At 70.9% G+C, this 14,631-nt stretch carries 13 protein-coding genes and 1 pseudogene; 6 read left to right on the top strand and 8 right to left on the bottom strand.

Annotated features, from left to right (window positions below):
• Window positions 1–13 precede the first annotated feature (13 nt).
• The 7 genes from ABZS51_RS15810 to ABZS51_RS15780 all read right to left on the bottom strand — a co-directional run bounded on the left by ABZS51_RS15810 (window position 14) and on the right by ABZS51_RS15780 (window position 6,398).
• Complete coding sequence (locus tag ABZS51_RS15810; RefSeq protein ID WP_355440826.1) at window positions 14–1,570, bottom strand: extracellular solute-binding protein; 1,557 nt, start codon at window positions 1,568–1,570, stop codon at window positions 14–16.
• Window positions 1,567–2,196, bottom strand: a complete 630-nt coding sequence (locus ABZS51_RS15805) for a DUF624 domain-containing protein (protein WP_355440823.1) — start codon at window positions 2,194–2,196, stop codon at window positions 1,567–1,569. Before ABZS51_RS15805 ends, ABZS51_RS15810 begins: the two co-directional genes overlap by 4 nt.
• 126 nt (window positions 2,197–2,322) lie before the next feature.
• Window positions 2,323–2,979 (bottom strand): DUF1961 family protein, encoded by a 657-nt coding sequence (locus ABZS51_RS15800; protein ID WP_355440821.1) that lies wholly within the window; start codon window positions 2,977–2,979, stop codon window positions 2,323–2,325.
• Between the two features lie 13 nt (window positions 2,980–2,992).
• Window positions 2,993–4,009: a LacI family DNA-binding transcriptional regulator gene (locus ABZS51_RS15795; RefSeq protein ID WP_355440818.1), complete on the bottom strand. Its 1,017-nt coding sequence runs from the start codon at window positions 4,007–4,009 to the stop codon at window positions 2,993–2,995.
• Window positions 4,010–4,280: 271 nt separating this feature from the next.
• Complete coding sequence (locus tag ABZS51_RS15790; RefSeq protein WP_355440815.1) at window positions 4,281–5,012, bottom strand: acVLRF1 family peptidyl-tRNA hydrolase; 732 nt, start codon at window positions 5,010–5,012, stop codon at window positions 4,281–4,283.
• 210 nt (window positions 5,013–5,222) lie between these two features.
• On the bottom strand, window positions 5,223–6,068 hold the full coding sequence (gene hisG, locus ABZS51_RS15785; protein ID WP_310708957.1) for an ATP phosphoribosyltransferase: 846 nt from the start codon (window positions 6,066–6,068) through the stop codon (window positions 5,223–5,225).
• A gap of 66 nt (window positions 6,069–6,134) precedes the next feature.
• Window positions 6,135–6,398, bottom strand: a complete 264-nt coding sequence (locus ABZS51_RS15780; RefSeq protein ID WP_214636287.1) for a phosphoribosyl-ATP diphosphatase — start codon at window positions 6,396–6,398, stop codon at window positions 6,135–6,137.
• A gap of 258 nt (window positions 6,399–6,656) precedes the next feature.
• Here ABZS51_RS15780 and ABZS51_RS15775 point away from each other — a divergent pair, with 258 nt between their 5' ends.
• The 6 genes from ABZS51_RS15775 to ABZS51_RS15750 all read left to right on the top strand — a co-directional run bounded on the left by ABZS51_RS15775 (window position 6,657) and on the right by ABZS51_RS15750 (window position 13,895).
• Window positions 6,657–7,781: a cytochrome P450 gene (locus ABZS51_RS15775; protein ID WP_355440810.1), complete on the top strand. Its 1,125-nt coding sequence runs from the start codon at window positions 6,657–6,659 to the stop codon at window positions 7,779–7,781.
• A gap of 69 nt (window positions 7,782–7,850) precedes the next feature.
• Window positions 7,851–9,326 carry an MFS transporter gene (locus ABZS51_RS15770; RefSeq protein ID WP_355440808.1) on the top strand — a complete coding sequence of 492 codons (1,476 nt, stop codon included), beginning with the start codon at window positions 7,851–7,853 and terminating at the stop codon, window positions 9,324–9,326.
• A gap of 127 nt (window positions 9,327–9,453) precedes the next feature.
• On the top strand, window positions 9,454–10,479 hold the full coding sequence (locus ABZS51_RS15765; RefSeq protein WP_355440978.1) for a LacI family DNA-binding transcriptional regulator: 1,026 nt from the start codon (window positions 9,454–9,456) through the stop codon (window positions 10,477–10,479).
• A 258-nt stretch (window positions 10,480–10,737) separates the two neighbouring features.
• Entirely contained in the window at window positions 10,738–11,961 is a 1,224-nt protein-coding gene (locus tag ABZS51_RS15760; protein ID WP_355440806.1) for an extracellular solute-binding protein, read from the top strand.
• Between the two features lie 54 nt (window positions 11,962–12,015).
• Complete coding sequence (locus ABZS51_RS15755; RefSeq protein WP_355440803.1) at window positions 12,016–12,942, top strand: sugar ABC transporter permease; 927 nt, start codon at window positions 12,016–12,018, stop codon at window positions 12,940–12,942.
• The gene (locus ABZS51_RS15750) at window positions 12,942–13,895 is read left to right on the top strand and encodes a carbohydrate ABC transporter permease (RefSeq protein ID WP_355440800.1); all 954 of its coding nucleotides are present in this window, start codon (window positions 12,942–12,944) and stop codon (window positions 13,893–13,895) included. Before ABZS51_RS15755 ends, ABZS51_RS15750 begins: the two co-directional genes overlap by 1 nt.
• Window positions 13,896–14,172: 277 nt before the next feature.
• On the opposite strand, the pseudogene ABZS51_RS15745 reads toward ABZS51_RS15750, so the two are convergent.
• Window positions 14,173–14,631 (bottom strand): annotated as a pseudogene (locus ABZS51_RS15745) (RNA helicase); the annotation flags it as partial.

Here is a 14,631-nt window from a genome sequence, read left to right as displayed (position 1 = left end):
CCCCTCAGGGCGTCTACTGACCGAGCTTGGAGACCAGGTCGTTGACCTCGGCGGTCACCTGCGTGCCGCCGCTGTCGTACCAGCGCTTGATCTCGGCCTTGAGCTGGTCCTCGGAGAAGGTGCCCGACAGGTACTTGATCCGGGCGTCCGGAATGATCGTGTCGAGCAGCGCGCCCTTGGCGACGGCGGTGGGCGAGACCACGGGCAGGCCCACGTTGTGCACGGCCGTCTTGAGGTCCTCGGCCACCAGCTCCTTCTGGAGCTTCAGCATGTTCTTGTAGGGCTCGCCGGACGGCACGCGCTGGTAGGCGATGCCGCCGATGTCGATCGTGCCCTTGGTGCTGAGCTGGGTGAAGGCGTCGTCCACGTTGTCCTGGATGGTCTTGACCGCGGGGTCGTCCTCGTTGATGAGCGCGGCGGTGTCGCCGTTCTCGACCTTGAAGTTGCGGCCCTCGATGCCGTTCTGGAGCAGGACCTGGCCCTCCTTGGTGGCCAGCTTGTCCAGCGTCTTCAGGACGTTGTCGAGCTCGGCGTCGGTCCGCACGCTCTGCTTGGAGATGGCCAGGACGTCGTTGTAGCCGGTGAACGGGTAGGAGAACTTCTTGCCGTCGGAGCGGGCGAGGTTGCCGACCATGGTGACCTTGTCACCGTAGTTCTCCGGGTCGTCCTCCTTGAACAGGTCGAGGACCTGCCGGGAGCGGATGTTGACGTCGATGATCATGCCGCCCTTGTTCTGGTGGAACGGCTCGTTCCACTTGGCGGCGTCCAGGGTGGCGAAGTCGGGGTTGACCATGCCGCCGTCGACCATCTTCTTCAGCCACCGGTTGGCCTCGAGGAACTCGGGGGTGTCGAAGCCCGGCACGACCTTGCCGTCGCGCTGCCCCCAGCCGTTCGGGGCGCCGAACCAGGTCTCGATCACGTCGTACGGGCTGGCGGTGGCGTAGTTGCCGGGCCACTTCGGGATGACGAGGCCGTAGGTGTCGTTCTTGCCGTTGCCGTCCGGGTCCTTCTCGGTGAACGCCTTGGCGATCTCGTACAGGTCGTCGACCGTCTTGGGCTCCTCCAGGCCGAGCTTCTTCAGCCAGTCCTTACGGATGACGATGGCCGAGCGCAGCAGGGGGCGCATCCGGTAGAAGCCGTAGATCTTGCCGTTGATGGAGGAGTTCAGGCCCGTGCGCTCGTCGGCGGGCTTGAGGTTCGGGTACTTGTCCAGCTTGTCGGTCAGGTCCCAGAACGCTCCGGCCTGGGCGGACTTGACGAACGCCGGCATGTGCGGGTCCACGTCCACGACCTGCGGGATCTTGTCCGAGGCGAGCATGACGTTGAGCTTGTCGGAGTACTCGGCGTTGGGCACCCAGGTGACCTGGATCTTCTTGCCGAGGAACTTCTCGATCGCCTGCTGCATCTCGCCCTTGGGATCGGGCGCCGTCCCGAACAGCCTCGACACGAACGTGATCGTGTTGGTATCCGCCGCGGGCGCGTCACCGCCACCGGAGCAGGCCGAGGCGGTGAGTGCAGCCGTGAGCGTTAGCGCACCGGCGATGAGCCGGCGGCGACGGGGTGCGCTCATGTGTTCCCTTTCGAATGCAGGCGCGCCTCGTTCTCCTCGAAGAAGCGCAGGCAGAGCCACGTGTTGAGGTAGATCCACGCGCCGAAGCTGATCACCGGGGCGAGGATGGGCGCCGCCGAGGTCGCGTAGGCGATGGCTGAGAGGGCTAGCAGCAACAGCACGGACGAGGCCGGGCGCAGGAGCGCTAGCTGTACCGCCTTGGGCCAGTACGCCCGGAGCGGCAGGTCGAAGTGCGCGTAGAGCGGCCCCACGTACGCCCCCACACCGGCCAGTGCGATGAGCGCCACGAAGGTCGCGATCCGCAGCGTTCCCATGCTGGGCCCGAGCGCGGAGAGGTACAGGTAGTTGCCGACCATGAGGACGGCCAGCACCGCCACCGGCAGCACCAGCAGCGAGCCGCGGACGAACTCCCGCCGGTAGACGGACCAGAACTCCGGAATCGCCTGAAACGATTCACCACGGGCGTGCCTCCGAGCCAGCGTGTAGGCGGCGACGGTGGCGGGGCCCAGACCCAGGACGACTCCACCCGCGAGAGTGAAGGCGATCCACAGCAGGTTCAGGCGGACCGCCCAGACGAGCTCCGAGCAGACCGCGTAGACCCTGGTTGACGTGGTGGTATGGCTCATCCGGCAGCACTTTCTCGTGGCGTGTGCACGGACACGGCGATGGGGGTGTTGCACCGTGGTTCCCGCCCCGTTACGGACGGATGAACGTCTCGGTGGTGGCGAACGTAGTGTTGAATCGACTCAGAGTCAATGACGCGAAACCCGGAGATTTCCGTATTCGCCAATCAATGGGGCCATCTGCCGGAAGCCGACCTTGCCTCCGGCCAGGGCCGGACCGCCTGTGAGGCCCTCGTCCATCCAGCTGAACGAGACCAAATCGTTGACCGAGAACGTGACCTCACCTGCGCGGATGTCGAGACGCATGGCGTAGGGCCCCTCGGCGTCGAGCACCGCGGGCAGCGGGTCGGGCCCCTGCGCGACCAGATGGAACCCGTGGCTCTTGCGCAGGTTGCAGGTGTGCAACTTTCGCTCCGAGGGCCACATCCGTCGAAAGTAGGACACGTGGTAGGCGTCGATGTCGCCGCTGTGATACTGCTCGTACGGCCCGTCACGCCTGGCCAGCGCCGGGTCGAACAGGTCCTCGCCGCCCCTGCCCCGCGCGTGGAAGAACAGGATGGCCAGGCCCGGCTCCCTGACCGGCCAGAAGTCCCACTCGATCCGCACGTCCGCGGGGAAGTCCTCGGGACACCACAGCACCAGGTTGGCGGCCTGCCCGTCGGCCGGCGGGCGCAGGCTCTCCAGCCGCATCCTGCCCATGGGGAAGGAGACCGCCCCGGCCCCCTCCATCCGGAACCCCGCCAGGTCGTCGGGTCCCGCGAGCCGGTTGCGGTAGATCTCGGTCACGGTGGTGCTCCTTCTAGCTGCGCCTTCGCGGTGCGCTGGACTCCCGGACGACCAGGTCCGGCTGGAAGATCACCTGCCGGTGCCGGTGCCGCTCCGGGTGGGCGACCTCCTCCAGCAGGAGCTCGATGGCCGTGCGGCCGAGCAGCTCGCGCGGCTGCCGCACCGACGAGAGGGGGACCGCCGCGGCGGCGGCGAAGTCGATGTCGTCGTAGCCGACGATCGCCATGTCGTCGGGCACGCGCAGCCCGCACGCGGCCATGGCCTGCAGGAACCCGAGCGCGAGCAGGTCGTTGGCGCAGAAGGCGGCCGTCGGCCGCTCGCCCGCGTGCATGGCCGCGACGCGCTCACCGGCGGCGCGCCCGGCCGCGGCGCTGAGCATGGGCATCGAGGAGTCGATCAGCTCCACGCCCCCGGCCGCGGCTACGGCCCCGGCCACACCCGCGTGCCGGTCGGCCACCTGTTTGATCGACGGCGGCCCGCCGACGAACGTGATGCGGCGATGTCCCCGCTCGATCAGGTGGGCGGCGGCGATCTGGCCGCCGAGCCGGTCGTCCACGGCCACCGAGCACTGGAGGCCGGTGGCGGAGCTGTCGACCAGCACCACGGGCGTCCCCCGGGCGGCCAGCTCGGCCAGCCGGGGATGCTGCGCGTCGACCGGGGTGATCAGTATGCCCATGACGCGCTGCTGTTCGAGCTGGTCGAGATGGCGCCGCTCACGGCTCGGATCGGCCCCGCTGTTGCACAGCACGACCATCGTGTCGTGCTCGTCGGCCAGCGCCTCGGCGCCCTGGGCGACGTCGGCGAAGAACGGGTTGGCCACGTCCAGCACGACCAGGCCGACCGTGCGGCTGCGGCCGACGCGCAGGTGGCGGGCCACCTCGTTGCGCACGAAGCCCAGCTCGCGGATGGCGTCGAACACCCGTGCCCGGGTCGCCGGCGCGACGATCTCCGGCCGGTTGAGCACGTTGCTCACGGTGCCGACCGAGACGCGCGCCAGACGCGCGACCTCCTTGATGCTCCTTGTCGCCATGGATCCTCACGAGGCCGCGCCGGGGGTGAACGTCGCTCATCATAGCGGCCTTGAACATTCTTTTGAATCGACTCAACCTGCGGTTTCTCTGGCAACCGCTTACCGGAACAATATTCTACTTCGCGTTTCATTGTGCCCCCGCAGAATGCCCCGGCAACTCACCCACCGAACGGACTCGAAGCGAGGAAGTCGGTCCCGCGCCTCCGAAGACGGCGGACGGCCGCACGGGCCCCGTGCGATCGAGCCGGGAAGCCGCGTCAGCGGGCCGGAGTCACGAACCTTCGGGCGCAGGTCCCCCGCGGTCCAGCCGGGAAGCCGGGTTGCCCGAAGCGGGTCCCGTACCCGTGGGCGATGGCGGGTCCACCACGTGGACGCGGACCGCGCGGAACTGGGCCGGCGTCTCCCGCAGCACCGCCAGCCTGGGGTCCGGGACCGTCAGGAACGGCTCCGCCTCCAGCGCCAGGAGCGGCGCGAGCCGTCGGTCGGCGCGCAGGGCGTCCACGGCCCGCCGGTCTCCCCCGAGCACCACGGCCTCCAACTCCGGCAGGTACGGCGTCAGCACGCGCAGCGCCGTGTCGGCGGCCCTGTCCAGCGCCTGGTCCGCCTGGTTGCGGCGCCGCCGGGCGAAGCGCTGCTGGGACCAGCCGCCCGCCGCCGTGCGGCCCTGGACCAGCCGGGAGCCCACCTTGGACGCCACCAGCTCCGAGCCCTGGAACACCCCGGCCGCGTACCCGCCGAGCCGTACCAGCACGACACCGATCCGCCGCTCCGCGCGGGCGTGCGCGACGAGCCGGGTGACGTGCGGCGGCCCCGGGCGCATGGGCGGGAAGGGCGCGTGCAGCTCGGCGAGCGCCCCGTCGGCGGCCACCAGCCGCACCGCCCGGTCGTCACCCGTCGCCTCGAACGGCCCGTGCCGGTCGGCGAACCCGTCGATCCACGGGTGGACCCGCTCGGGGGGCACGGACACCCACCGCCCGCCGCCCTTGGCCGGTCGCGCGCTCATGCCGGAAGGCTACCCCTGGCCGGTCGCGCGCTCATGCCGGAAGGCTAACCGACGCGCCCGCTCCACCGGTCGGCCGAGCGGGGTGTCCGGCCGGAAGCGACCGCGCGCGAGCCCCACGACATGCGCGGCGCGGGCCGCCCGGCGGCGTGCGGCACACGACGGAGGCCCCGGCGGTGACCCGAAAGCCGCCGGGGACAGGAGAAGGACCGGTCAGAGGCGGCAGGCGTAGATGTCGGTGACCAGGATCGCGCGGGCGCCGATGTCCCAGAGCTGGTCCATCACCTGCTGGTGGCCCTTGCGCCGGACCATGGCGCGGACCGCGACCCAGCCCTCGCGGTGCAGCGGCGACACCGTCGGGCCCTCCATGCCGGGCGTCAGCGCGATGGCCTCCTCGATGCGCTCGGCGCGGATGTCGTAGTCCATCATGACGAAGTCGCGCGCGTGCACGACGCCCTGGAAGCGGCGCACGAGCTGCTGGACGCCGGGCGACTCGGGGGCGCTCTGCCGCTTGATCAGCACGCCCTCCGAGCGCATGATCGGCTCGCCGAACACCTCCAGGCCGACGTTGCGCAGCGTCGTGCCGGTCTCGACGACGTCGGCGATCGCGTCGGCCACGCCGAGCCGGATGGCGGTCTCGACCGCGCCGTCGAGCTTGATGACGCGCGCGTCGACGCCCGCGTCGGACAGGTACTTGCCGAGCAGCCCGGTGTAGGAGGTGGCCACGCGCATGCCGTCGAGGTCCTTGACCGACGAGAGCGTGCCGGGCCTGGCGGCCAGGCGGAACGTGGAGTCGCCGAAACCGAGCGGCATGATCTCCTCGACCGGCGCGCCGGAGTCGACGAGCATGTCGCGGCCGGTGATGCCGGCGTCGAGAGTGCCCTCGCCGACGTAGACGGCGATGTCGCGCGGGCGCAGGAAGAACAGCTCGCAGCCGTTGTCCTCGTCGAGGACGAACAGCTCCTTGCTGTCCCGGCGGGGCCGGTAGCCGGCCTCCTTGAGCATGGCCTGGGCGGCTTCGCTGAGGGCGCCCTTGTTGGGTACTGCCAGTCGGATCATGTCGGTGTCGTCTCTTCGTGTCTCGCGGGTGCGGGCGTGGGTCGGGCGAGGCGGGCGCCGGGCGCCCTAGAGATGCTTGTAGACCTCGTCCAGCCCGATGCCCTTCGCGAGCATGAGCACCTGCACGTGGTAGAGAAGCTGGGAGATCTCCTCGGCGGCCCGGTCGCTGGACTCGTGCTCGGCGGCCATCCAGCTCTCGGCGGCCTCCTCGACGACCTTCTTGCCGATGGCATGGACGCCGGCGTCCAGCGCGGCCACGGTGCCCGACCCCGCGGGCCGGGTGCGCGCCTTCTCGGACAGCTCGGCGAACAGCTCTTCGAAGGTCTTCATGGTCTCTCTCGTCGGTCGGCTGACGTGCACGACCAGCCTAGTCGGCCCGCGTGGTTCTCACGTCCGGTGTCCGGAACGCGAGACACGATGCCGGCGAACTGATCTTGACCCCATTCTGTCATTCATCTATGGTCCATTTGGCAAATGAACAGGGGAATTTTCGACCAGCCGATGGAGGCTTTTGTGCCGACGGAAAGCCTCTTTCCGCTTTCGCTCCGTACACTGCTCCGCCCCGAAATACTGCGCGACCCCACTCCGGTGTACTCGGCATGGCGCGAGAACGACCCGTTCTTCTGGTTCGAGGAGCTCGGCACCTGGGTGCTGACGCGTCACGAGGACTGCACGGCGGTGCTCAAGCGGCTCGACTGCTTCACCTCCGACTGGCGGCGGCTCGGCGAGGGCGTCCCCGGCGAGCTGGTCATGCTGCAGACCGTGGACCCGCCCGAGCACCCTCCCGTGCGGCGGCTGCTCACGGCCGCCTACCGGGCGTGCGACCACGTCGCGCTGGCCGGGCGCACGGCCTCCCGGGTCAGGGCGCTGCTGGCGGGGGTGGACGGGCGGACGGCCGACTTCGTGGACGAGGTGGCCCTGCCGCTGACGGTCGGGACGATCTGCGACCTGCTCGGGGTCGATCCCCCGGACCTCGCCCTGCTGCGGCGCGTGTCCCCGCCCGTCATCGACACCATGGACGCGGGGCTGCGGCCCGAGGTGATACCCGCCGGGCTCGCGGCGCGCGCGGAGCTGGACGAGATGATCGAGCGCTGGATGAGCGAGCACCGCCCTGGCGGCATGTTCGCATATGTCAGTAAAAAACTCGACGGTCTCGGCGTGGATCGTCGTTTGGTAATGAATTCCCTGCGGTCCACATTTCACGCCGGTTTCGAATCGTCCGCCCGGCTGCTGTCGCTCGCGTTGCTCGCCTTCACCGATAATCCGGGCGTCCTTCCAAAATTCACCGGAAATCCGGAATCCGCGGTGCAAGAGGTCGTCCGTTACACGAGTCAGGTGCAGGTGCTCGCCCGCGGCTGCCTGACGGACACCGAGGTGGGCGGCCACAAGGTGCGCGGCGGCGACGGCGTGACGCTGATCATCGGCGCCGCCAACCGCGACCCCGCCGTCTTCCGGGAGCCCGACTCGCTGCGCCTGGGCCGCAACCCCAACCCGCACCTCGGCTTCGGCCGCGGCCTGCACGCCTGTCTGGGCGTCGGGGTCGCGTCGATGCAGGCCAGGGTGCTGTTCACCGAGCTGGCCGGCTACGCGGGCGTACGCCGCGACGGCGAGCCGGTCATGTGGGACAGCGGCACCCTGCGCGGGGTGCGAGCCCTGCCCGTCACGCTCTCCCGAGGAGGTGATCCCGCATGCGCTACGCCTACTGACCGGTAGCCGCGTGGCCGGTCGCCCGATGACCGGCGCGGCCGGCCGCGCCGGCGTCCCACCCTCCGAGGAGGCCCCATGGACCGATCCACCGGCCGGCCCCCCGAGCCTTCCCCCGGCCCGTCCTCCATCACGCCCGACGGCCCGCCCGACGGCCCGCCCGACGGCCTGTTCGACGTCCCGGCCGATGTTCCCGGCGATCCGGCCGACGGCTCGACCGGCAGCCCGGCCGATGCTCCCGGCGACCCGGCCGACGTCTCGACCGGCAGCCCGGCCGATGCTCCCCGCGACCCGGCCGACGTCTCGACCGGCGGCCCGGCCGTGACGGCGCGCGGCCGTTACCGCGATGCCCTGGCCGTCCGCGAGTTCCGTGCCCTGTTCCTGTCGCACATGGCGGCCATGCTGGGCACGATCATGACCCAGTTCGCGCTCACCGTGCTGGTCTACCGCCAGACCGGGTCGCCGTTGCTCTCGGCCCTGGTGTTCACCGTGGCGTTCGTCCCCTACCTGTTCGGTGGGGTGCTGCTGTCCGCGCTGGTCGACCGGGTGCCGGTCCGCCGGCTGCTGGTGGGGTGCAACCTGGCCACGGCCGCGCTCGCCGCCGTGATGGCGCTGCCCGGGCTGCCGGTCGTGGCGGTGCTGCTCGCCGCGTTCGCGATCGGCCTGGTGGGGCCGGTCTTCGCGGGGGCGCGGGCCGCGGTGCTGCCCCGCGTGCTCGACGGCGACGTCTACATAGCCGGTCGGAGCCTCTTCCGGCTGGTGGCGCAGGCCGCGCAGGTGAGCGGCTTCGCGCTCGGAGGGCTGCTGCTGGTCGTGGTGACGCCGCGGACCGTGCTGCTGATCGACACGGCCGCGTTCCTGGTGTCGGCCGCGGTGCTCGCCGCGGGTGTCAGGGTCAGGCCGGCCGCCTCCGCCGGGCCCGCGGCCTCGCTCGTCCGCGACTCGGTGGGCGGCCTGGGGCGGGTCTTCCGGGTCGTACGGCTGCGCCGGGTCCTGGTGTTCGGCTGGGCCGCGCCCGCGCTGGCGGTGGCTCCGGAGGCGCTGGCGGCCCCGTACGCGGAGCTGAAGGGGTTCGGCACGCTGGGGCTGGGGCTGCTCATGTCGGCGCTGCCCGTGGGCACGGTGCTGGGTGAGGTGCTGTGCCTGTGGATCGCCTCGCCGCAGCGGCGGCTGCGGCTGATCGTGCCGCTGGCCCTGCTGATGTTCGCTCCGCAACTCGGCTTCGGTCTGTGGCCGGGGCTGCCGCCGGCCGTCGCGCTGCTCGTGCTGTCCGGCATGGGCCTGGCGCACCATCTGGGACTGGACGCGCTGCTGGTGGACGCGGCCCCGGAGAGGTTGCTCGGGCGGGCGCTCAGCATCCAGACGTCGGGGCTGATGTTCTGGCAGGGCGTCGGCTTCGCCGTGGCGGGCGCGGCGGCCCAGCTCGTCCCGCCGCCGGTCGTGGTGGCGGCGAGCGCGGCGCTGGGGCTGGCGCTGGTCACGCTGCTGCGCCCCGGCCGGGCCGCCGCCCGGACGGCGCCGCCGCCGGACGTCACGTCGGAACGATCGGGGTGACGCCCCACGAGATCAGGCCGAGCGAACGGGGTCGATGAACCGGGTAAGCACGTGACCGCAGGCTGTGGCGTGATCACCGCCCATCCCGCTGATACGGTTCAGTGAAACTTTCATGCCGGAGGTGCGCGTGAAGAGGCCGACGATCGCCGACATCGCCAGGCGGGCCGGTGTCTCGAAGGGCGCGGTGTCCTACGCGCTGAACGGCCGGCCCGGCGTGTCGGACGAGACGAGGGCGCGCATCCAGGCGATCGCCCAGGAGATCGGCTGGCGGCCGAACGTCGCCGCGCGCCTGCTGACCGGGGCCGGCTCGGGCGCGATCGGGCTCGTCGTGTGCCGCCCGGCGCGCTTCCTCGGCGTGGAGCCGTTCTTCATGGAGCTGATCAGCGGCATCGAGGACGAGCTGGCGGCCCGCTCCTGCGCGCTGATGCTCCAGGTGGTCGCCGGCCACGAGGCCGAGATCGCCGTACATCGCCGCTGGTGGGGCGAGGGGCGGGTGGACGGGGTGATCCTCGTGGACCTGCACGCGGACGACCCGCGGGTGCCGGTGATGGAGCGGCTGGGCATGCCGGCGGTGGTGATCGGCCACCCGTCCGCGGCGGGCTCGCTGCCCGCGGTGTGGTCGGACGAGGCGGCCGCGATGCGCGAGGTGATCGAGCACCTGGCGGCGCTCGGCCACCGCCGCGTCGCCAGGGTGGCCGGTCCGGCCGCCCTGGCGCACACCGCGATCAGGGACGCGGCGTTCACCGAGTCGCTCGCGGCGCTGGGGCTGGAGGAGACGGCCGTCCCGCACACCGACTACACCGGCGAGGCGGGCGCCCGGGCCACCAGGCGGCTGCTCAGCTCGCGCGCCAGGCCCACGGCGATCGTCTACGACAACGACATCACCGCGCTGGCGGGCCTGTCGGTGGCCCGGGAGATGCGGCTGGAGGTGCCGGCCGACCTGTCGATCGTGGCCTGGGACGACTCGCCGCTGTGCCAGGTGGTGCGGCCGCCGCTCACGGCGCTGACGCGGGACATCCCGGCCTCCGGCGCGCGGGCCGCCGGGCTCCTGCTGCGGAGGGCGGCCGGCGAGGAGATCTCCGGCGTGGAGGAACCGGCGGCGCGCCTGCGCCCGCGCGGGAGCACCGCCCCGCCGCCCCGCACCGCCCCCTGAACCGCTTCATCGCGGCCGCCCGGCGGCGGGACCACGGCCGACGGCCGGCGGGCTGGAAACATTCCGGCAATCTCGATCGCCGCCTATTGTAACTTACCCGTTTAAGTGGTGAGATCCCCATACCCGTGAATTCGGGCGCCGGGCGCGGGATGCCCCGCACATTCCGCATGCCTCCGCCAGGGGAACCGGGCGCCCATCCGACCGACAGATCGGACAGCCCCCATGCGACGAACGACGGCAGTCTGCAGCACGGTCCTGGTGGCACTCCTGAGCGCCGCGTGCGCCACCAGCGGCCAGTCGGAGACCAAGCAGGCCGACCAGAACGCCCCCGCGAACCTGTCCTTCTGGTCCACGGGCGGGGACGACGAGACCGCGATCTTCCAGAAGGCGGCCGACCTGTACAAACAGTCGCACCCCAACGTGACGATCAAGGTGCAGACCCTGTCGTGGGACGACGCGTACGCCAAGCTGCTGGCGGCGGCCACCAGCCGCAGCGGCCCGGACGTCCTGTCCGGCGGCATGACGTGGACGATCCAGTTCGGTGCCCGCGGCGCCATGGTGGACCTGCGTCAACACGGCCTGGACGCGCTGAAGGCGCAGGCTCAGCCCGCCCAGTGGGAGTCGGCCGTCTCCCCCGACGGCTCGGTGTACGGCGTGCCGCTCGACATGTCGACGTTCGCCCTGTTCTACCGCAAGGACCTGCTGGAACAGGCCAAGATCGACGCTCCGCCCAAGACGTGGGAGGAGCTTGTCGCCGACATCGACAAGCTCAAGGCGGCCGGGGTGAAGAAGCCGTACAGCCAGGACTGGGGCAACCTCGACTGGATCGGCTACTTCAACTACCTCTACCAGGCGGGCGGCACGTTCTACACGCCCGACTGCAAGCCGTCGCTGAACACCCCGCAGGCCGAGCAGGCGCTGACGTACTGGGTGGACCTCTACCGCAAGCACGGCGCGCCGACTGCCCAGGTGGAGGGCTCCGACGCGCTCGACACCGGCACCGCGCTGGTGGTCGCCGGCAACTGGATCGCCAAGGGCATCGACATCAACAAGCCGAAGCTGAAGGGCAAGTGGGCGATGACCACGCTGCCCGCGGGTCCGGCCGGGCCCACCACGTTCATCGGCGGGCGCGCGATCGGCGTCACGTCGTTCAGCAAGTACGCCCAGATCGGCGCCGACTTCGTGAAGTTCCTCTACTCCGACCCGGCGATCACCACGATGGTGGACGAGGCCAAGAGGCGGAACCTGCCCTTCATCCCGCCGCGCCCCGACAAGGTGGTGTCGGACTCGACGTTCACCCCGGAGCAGGCCCAGGTGTTCGAGGCCTCGATCAGGACCGGCAAGGCCGCGCCGGGCTGCCCCGGCTGGGACGAGAGCGCCGGGGACGTGGCCAAGCAGCTCCAGTCGGCCATCCTCGGCAAGGCGGACGTCAAGACCGCGCTGGCCGAGGCCGCGAAGGTCATGGAACGCAACGCCGGATAGCCGCCCGCCGGGACCGGTGGGCGCCGGTCCCGGCCACCGATCCAGGAGCCTGACATGGCCGACATGGCGACCTCCGCCGTGACCACTCCCCTGCGCAGCGCGCTGCGCCGCTACGGCACCTCGTACCTGATGCTGCTGCCGTTCCTCGCGCTGTTCGCGGGCTTCCTCATCTGGCCGCTGGCCAACTCGCTGTTCCTGAGCTTCACCCGGTTCGACGGGATCAACCCGGCCGTGTTCACCGGCCTGGACAACTTCCGCCAGCTCGCGGAGGACGCCAGGTTCCGCCACGCGCTCGGCAACACGGCCCTGTACGTGGTGGCGTCGGTCGGTTTGGGCACGCTGCTGTCGCTGGGCCTGGCGCTGGCCTTCAACGGCACGAGCTGGCCGCACCGGATCATGCGCACCCTGTTCTTCCTGCCCTCCGTCACCTCCTCCATCGCGCTCATGCTCCTGTGGAAGTGGGTGCTGTTCCCCAGCGACGTGGGCCTGGCCAACACGATCGTGGGCTGGTTCGGCGGCAAGGCCGTCGCCTGGCTGGCCACGCCGGGGCTGACCATCCCGGTCCTCGTGCTGATGTCGGTGTGGGGCGGCATGGGGTACGGCATGGTGCTGTACGTGGCGGGACTGGGCTCGATCCCGGAGGAGTACTACGAGGCGGCCCGGATCGACGGCGCCTCGGCCTGGCAGCAGTTCCGCCGGATCACGCTGCCGCTGCTGCGGCCGGTCACCACGTACGTGGTGGTCACGGGGCTGATCGGGGCGTTCCAGGTGTTCGAGGCCGTGTACATCGTCTTCCGCGGCACCAACAACGTCGGCGGCGTGCTCGACTCCGGCCTGATGATCGTCCCTTACCTGTACGACCAGGGCTTCACCCACTTCAAGCTCGGCTACGCCTCGGCGATCGCCTGGGTGCTGTTCCTGATCATCTTCGTGCTGAGCCTCGTCAACCTGCGCGTGGGCCGCGCGATGAAGGAGCTGTGATGGCCGTCGCCCCGCTGGACACCATCGCCCCCGCCCGTCACGCCCGGCAGCCGGCGCGGGCCGGCGACCGGCGCACCCGGGTCAACAGGCACCTGCTGCGCCTGCCGTTCTACCTGCTGTCGCTGACGATGATCGCGCCGTTCTACTGGCTGGTCATCACCGTCTTCAAGCCGCCGGCGGAGCTGGCCAGGACACCGCCGTCGTTCGTGCCCGAGTCGCCCACGGTCCACAACTTCTACGACCCGGCGTGGTCGGCCCAGCGGATCAACCCGGGCCACCTGCAGGGCATCTTCCAGCGGTTCCAGGTGGACTTCGGGTTCTGGCGGTTCCTGTTCAACAGCCTGTTCATCACCGGTGCCATCACGGTGGGATCGCTGCTGGTCTGCTCGCTGGCGGCGTACGTGATCGCGAAGCACGACATCAAGGGGCGGCGGGTGATCTTCTTGATGATCATCGCGTCGATGATGGTGCCGTGGCAGACCACGCTGATCCCCAACTACGTGATCATGCGGAACCTGGGCTGGCTGGACAGCTACGCCGCCTACATCGTGCCGGCGCTGGCCAAGGCGTTCGTGCTGTTCTTCCTCGTGCAGTTCCTCCAGTCGCTGCCGAACGAGCTGATCCAGGCGGCCCGGGTGGACGGCGCCGGGGAGTGGCGGATCTGGTGGACGATCGTGCTGCCGCTGCTGCGGCCGGCCCTGGCCGCCATGTCGATCTTCATCGTGCTGGCGGAGTGGAACAACTTCCTCTGGCCCCTGATCATCGTGCAGAGCGACGAGATGGCCAACCTGCCCGTGGCGCTGGCCAGGCTCAACTCCTACTTCGCCGGGCCCGACCACCAGGGCGCCATCATGGCGGGCGGGCTGCTGGCGTCGGTCCCGACGATCGTGTTCTTCCTCGTCTTCCAGAAGTATTTCACCCGGGGCATCGCGCTCAGCGGCCTCAAGGGCTGACCGCGCTCCGCGCCCGCGGCAGGCCGCCAGGTAACCGTCCAGCACCTGGAGCGCCGCTCGTCGGGGTGGGCTTCATCGGCGGCGCAGCTGTGCAGGGCCGGCAGCTGTGGAGGGCCATGCGCCGCACACGCGCACCACGCTGGGCACCGCTCCGCTGGTGGGACGACCGGACGTCGAAACGGCGACCGTCCCGGTGGGACGTGCCGCCGGAAACGGCGAGGCCCGCCGTACCGCTCTCTTCGAGTGGTACGGCGGGCCGTCGAGGATGGTGCGCGGGTCAGCGGCCGTAGCGGCGCTCACCCGAGCGGAAGCCGTTGCCACGGCCCTCGGAGCGGAAGCCGCCCGAGCGCGGACCGCGGTCGTCGCCACGGTAGCCCGCCGAGCGATGGCCGTCACGGGGACGGTCCTCGGAGCGGACGCCGCGCTCACGGTCGGCCGAGAACGGCCGGCCACGGTCACCGGTGCGGGGGGCGCGGTCGTCGGCCCGGTAGCCGCCGCCGCGCGGACCGCGGTCGTCGGAGCGGTAACCGCCGTCCCTGGGGCCGCGGTCGTCGGAGCGGAAGGGGCGGTCGTCGGAGCGGTAGCCGCCGTCGCGCGAGCCCTGGCCGTCGCCGCGGTAGCCGCCGCCGCGCGGACCGCGGTCGTCGGAGCGGTAACCGCCGTCCCTGGGGCCGCGGTCGTCGGAGCGGAAGCCGCCGTCCCTGGGACCACGGTCTAACGAGAGGGAGAAGAACTC

Origin of the sequence: Nonomuraea sp. NPDC005501, assembly GCF_040605905.1 — a bacterium.
GTDB lineage: Bacteria > Actinomycetota > Actinomycetes > Streptosporangiales > Streptosporangiaceae > Nonomuraea.
This window is presented reverse-complemented; position numbering and strand designations above follow the sequence as displayed.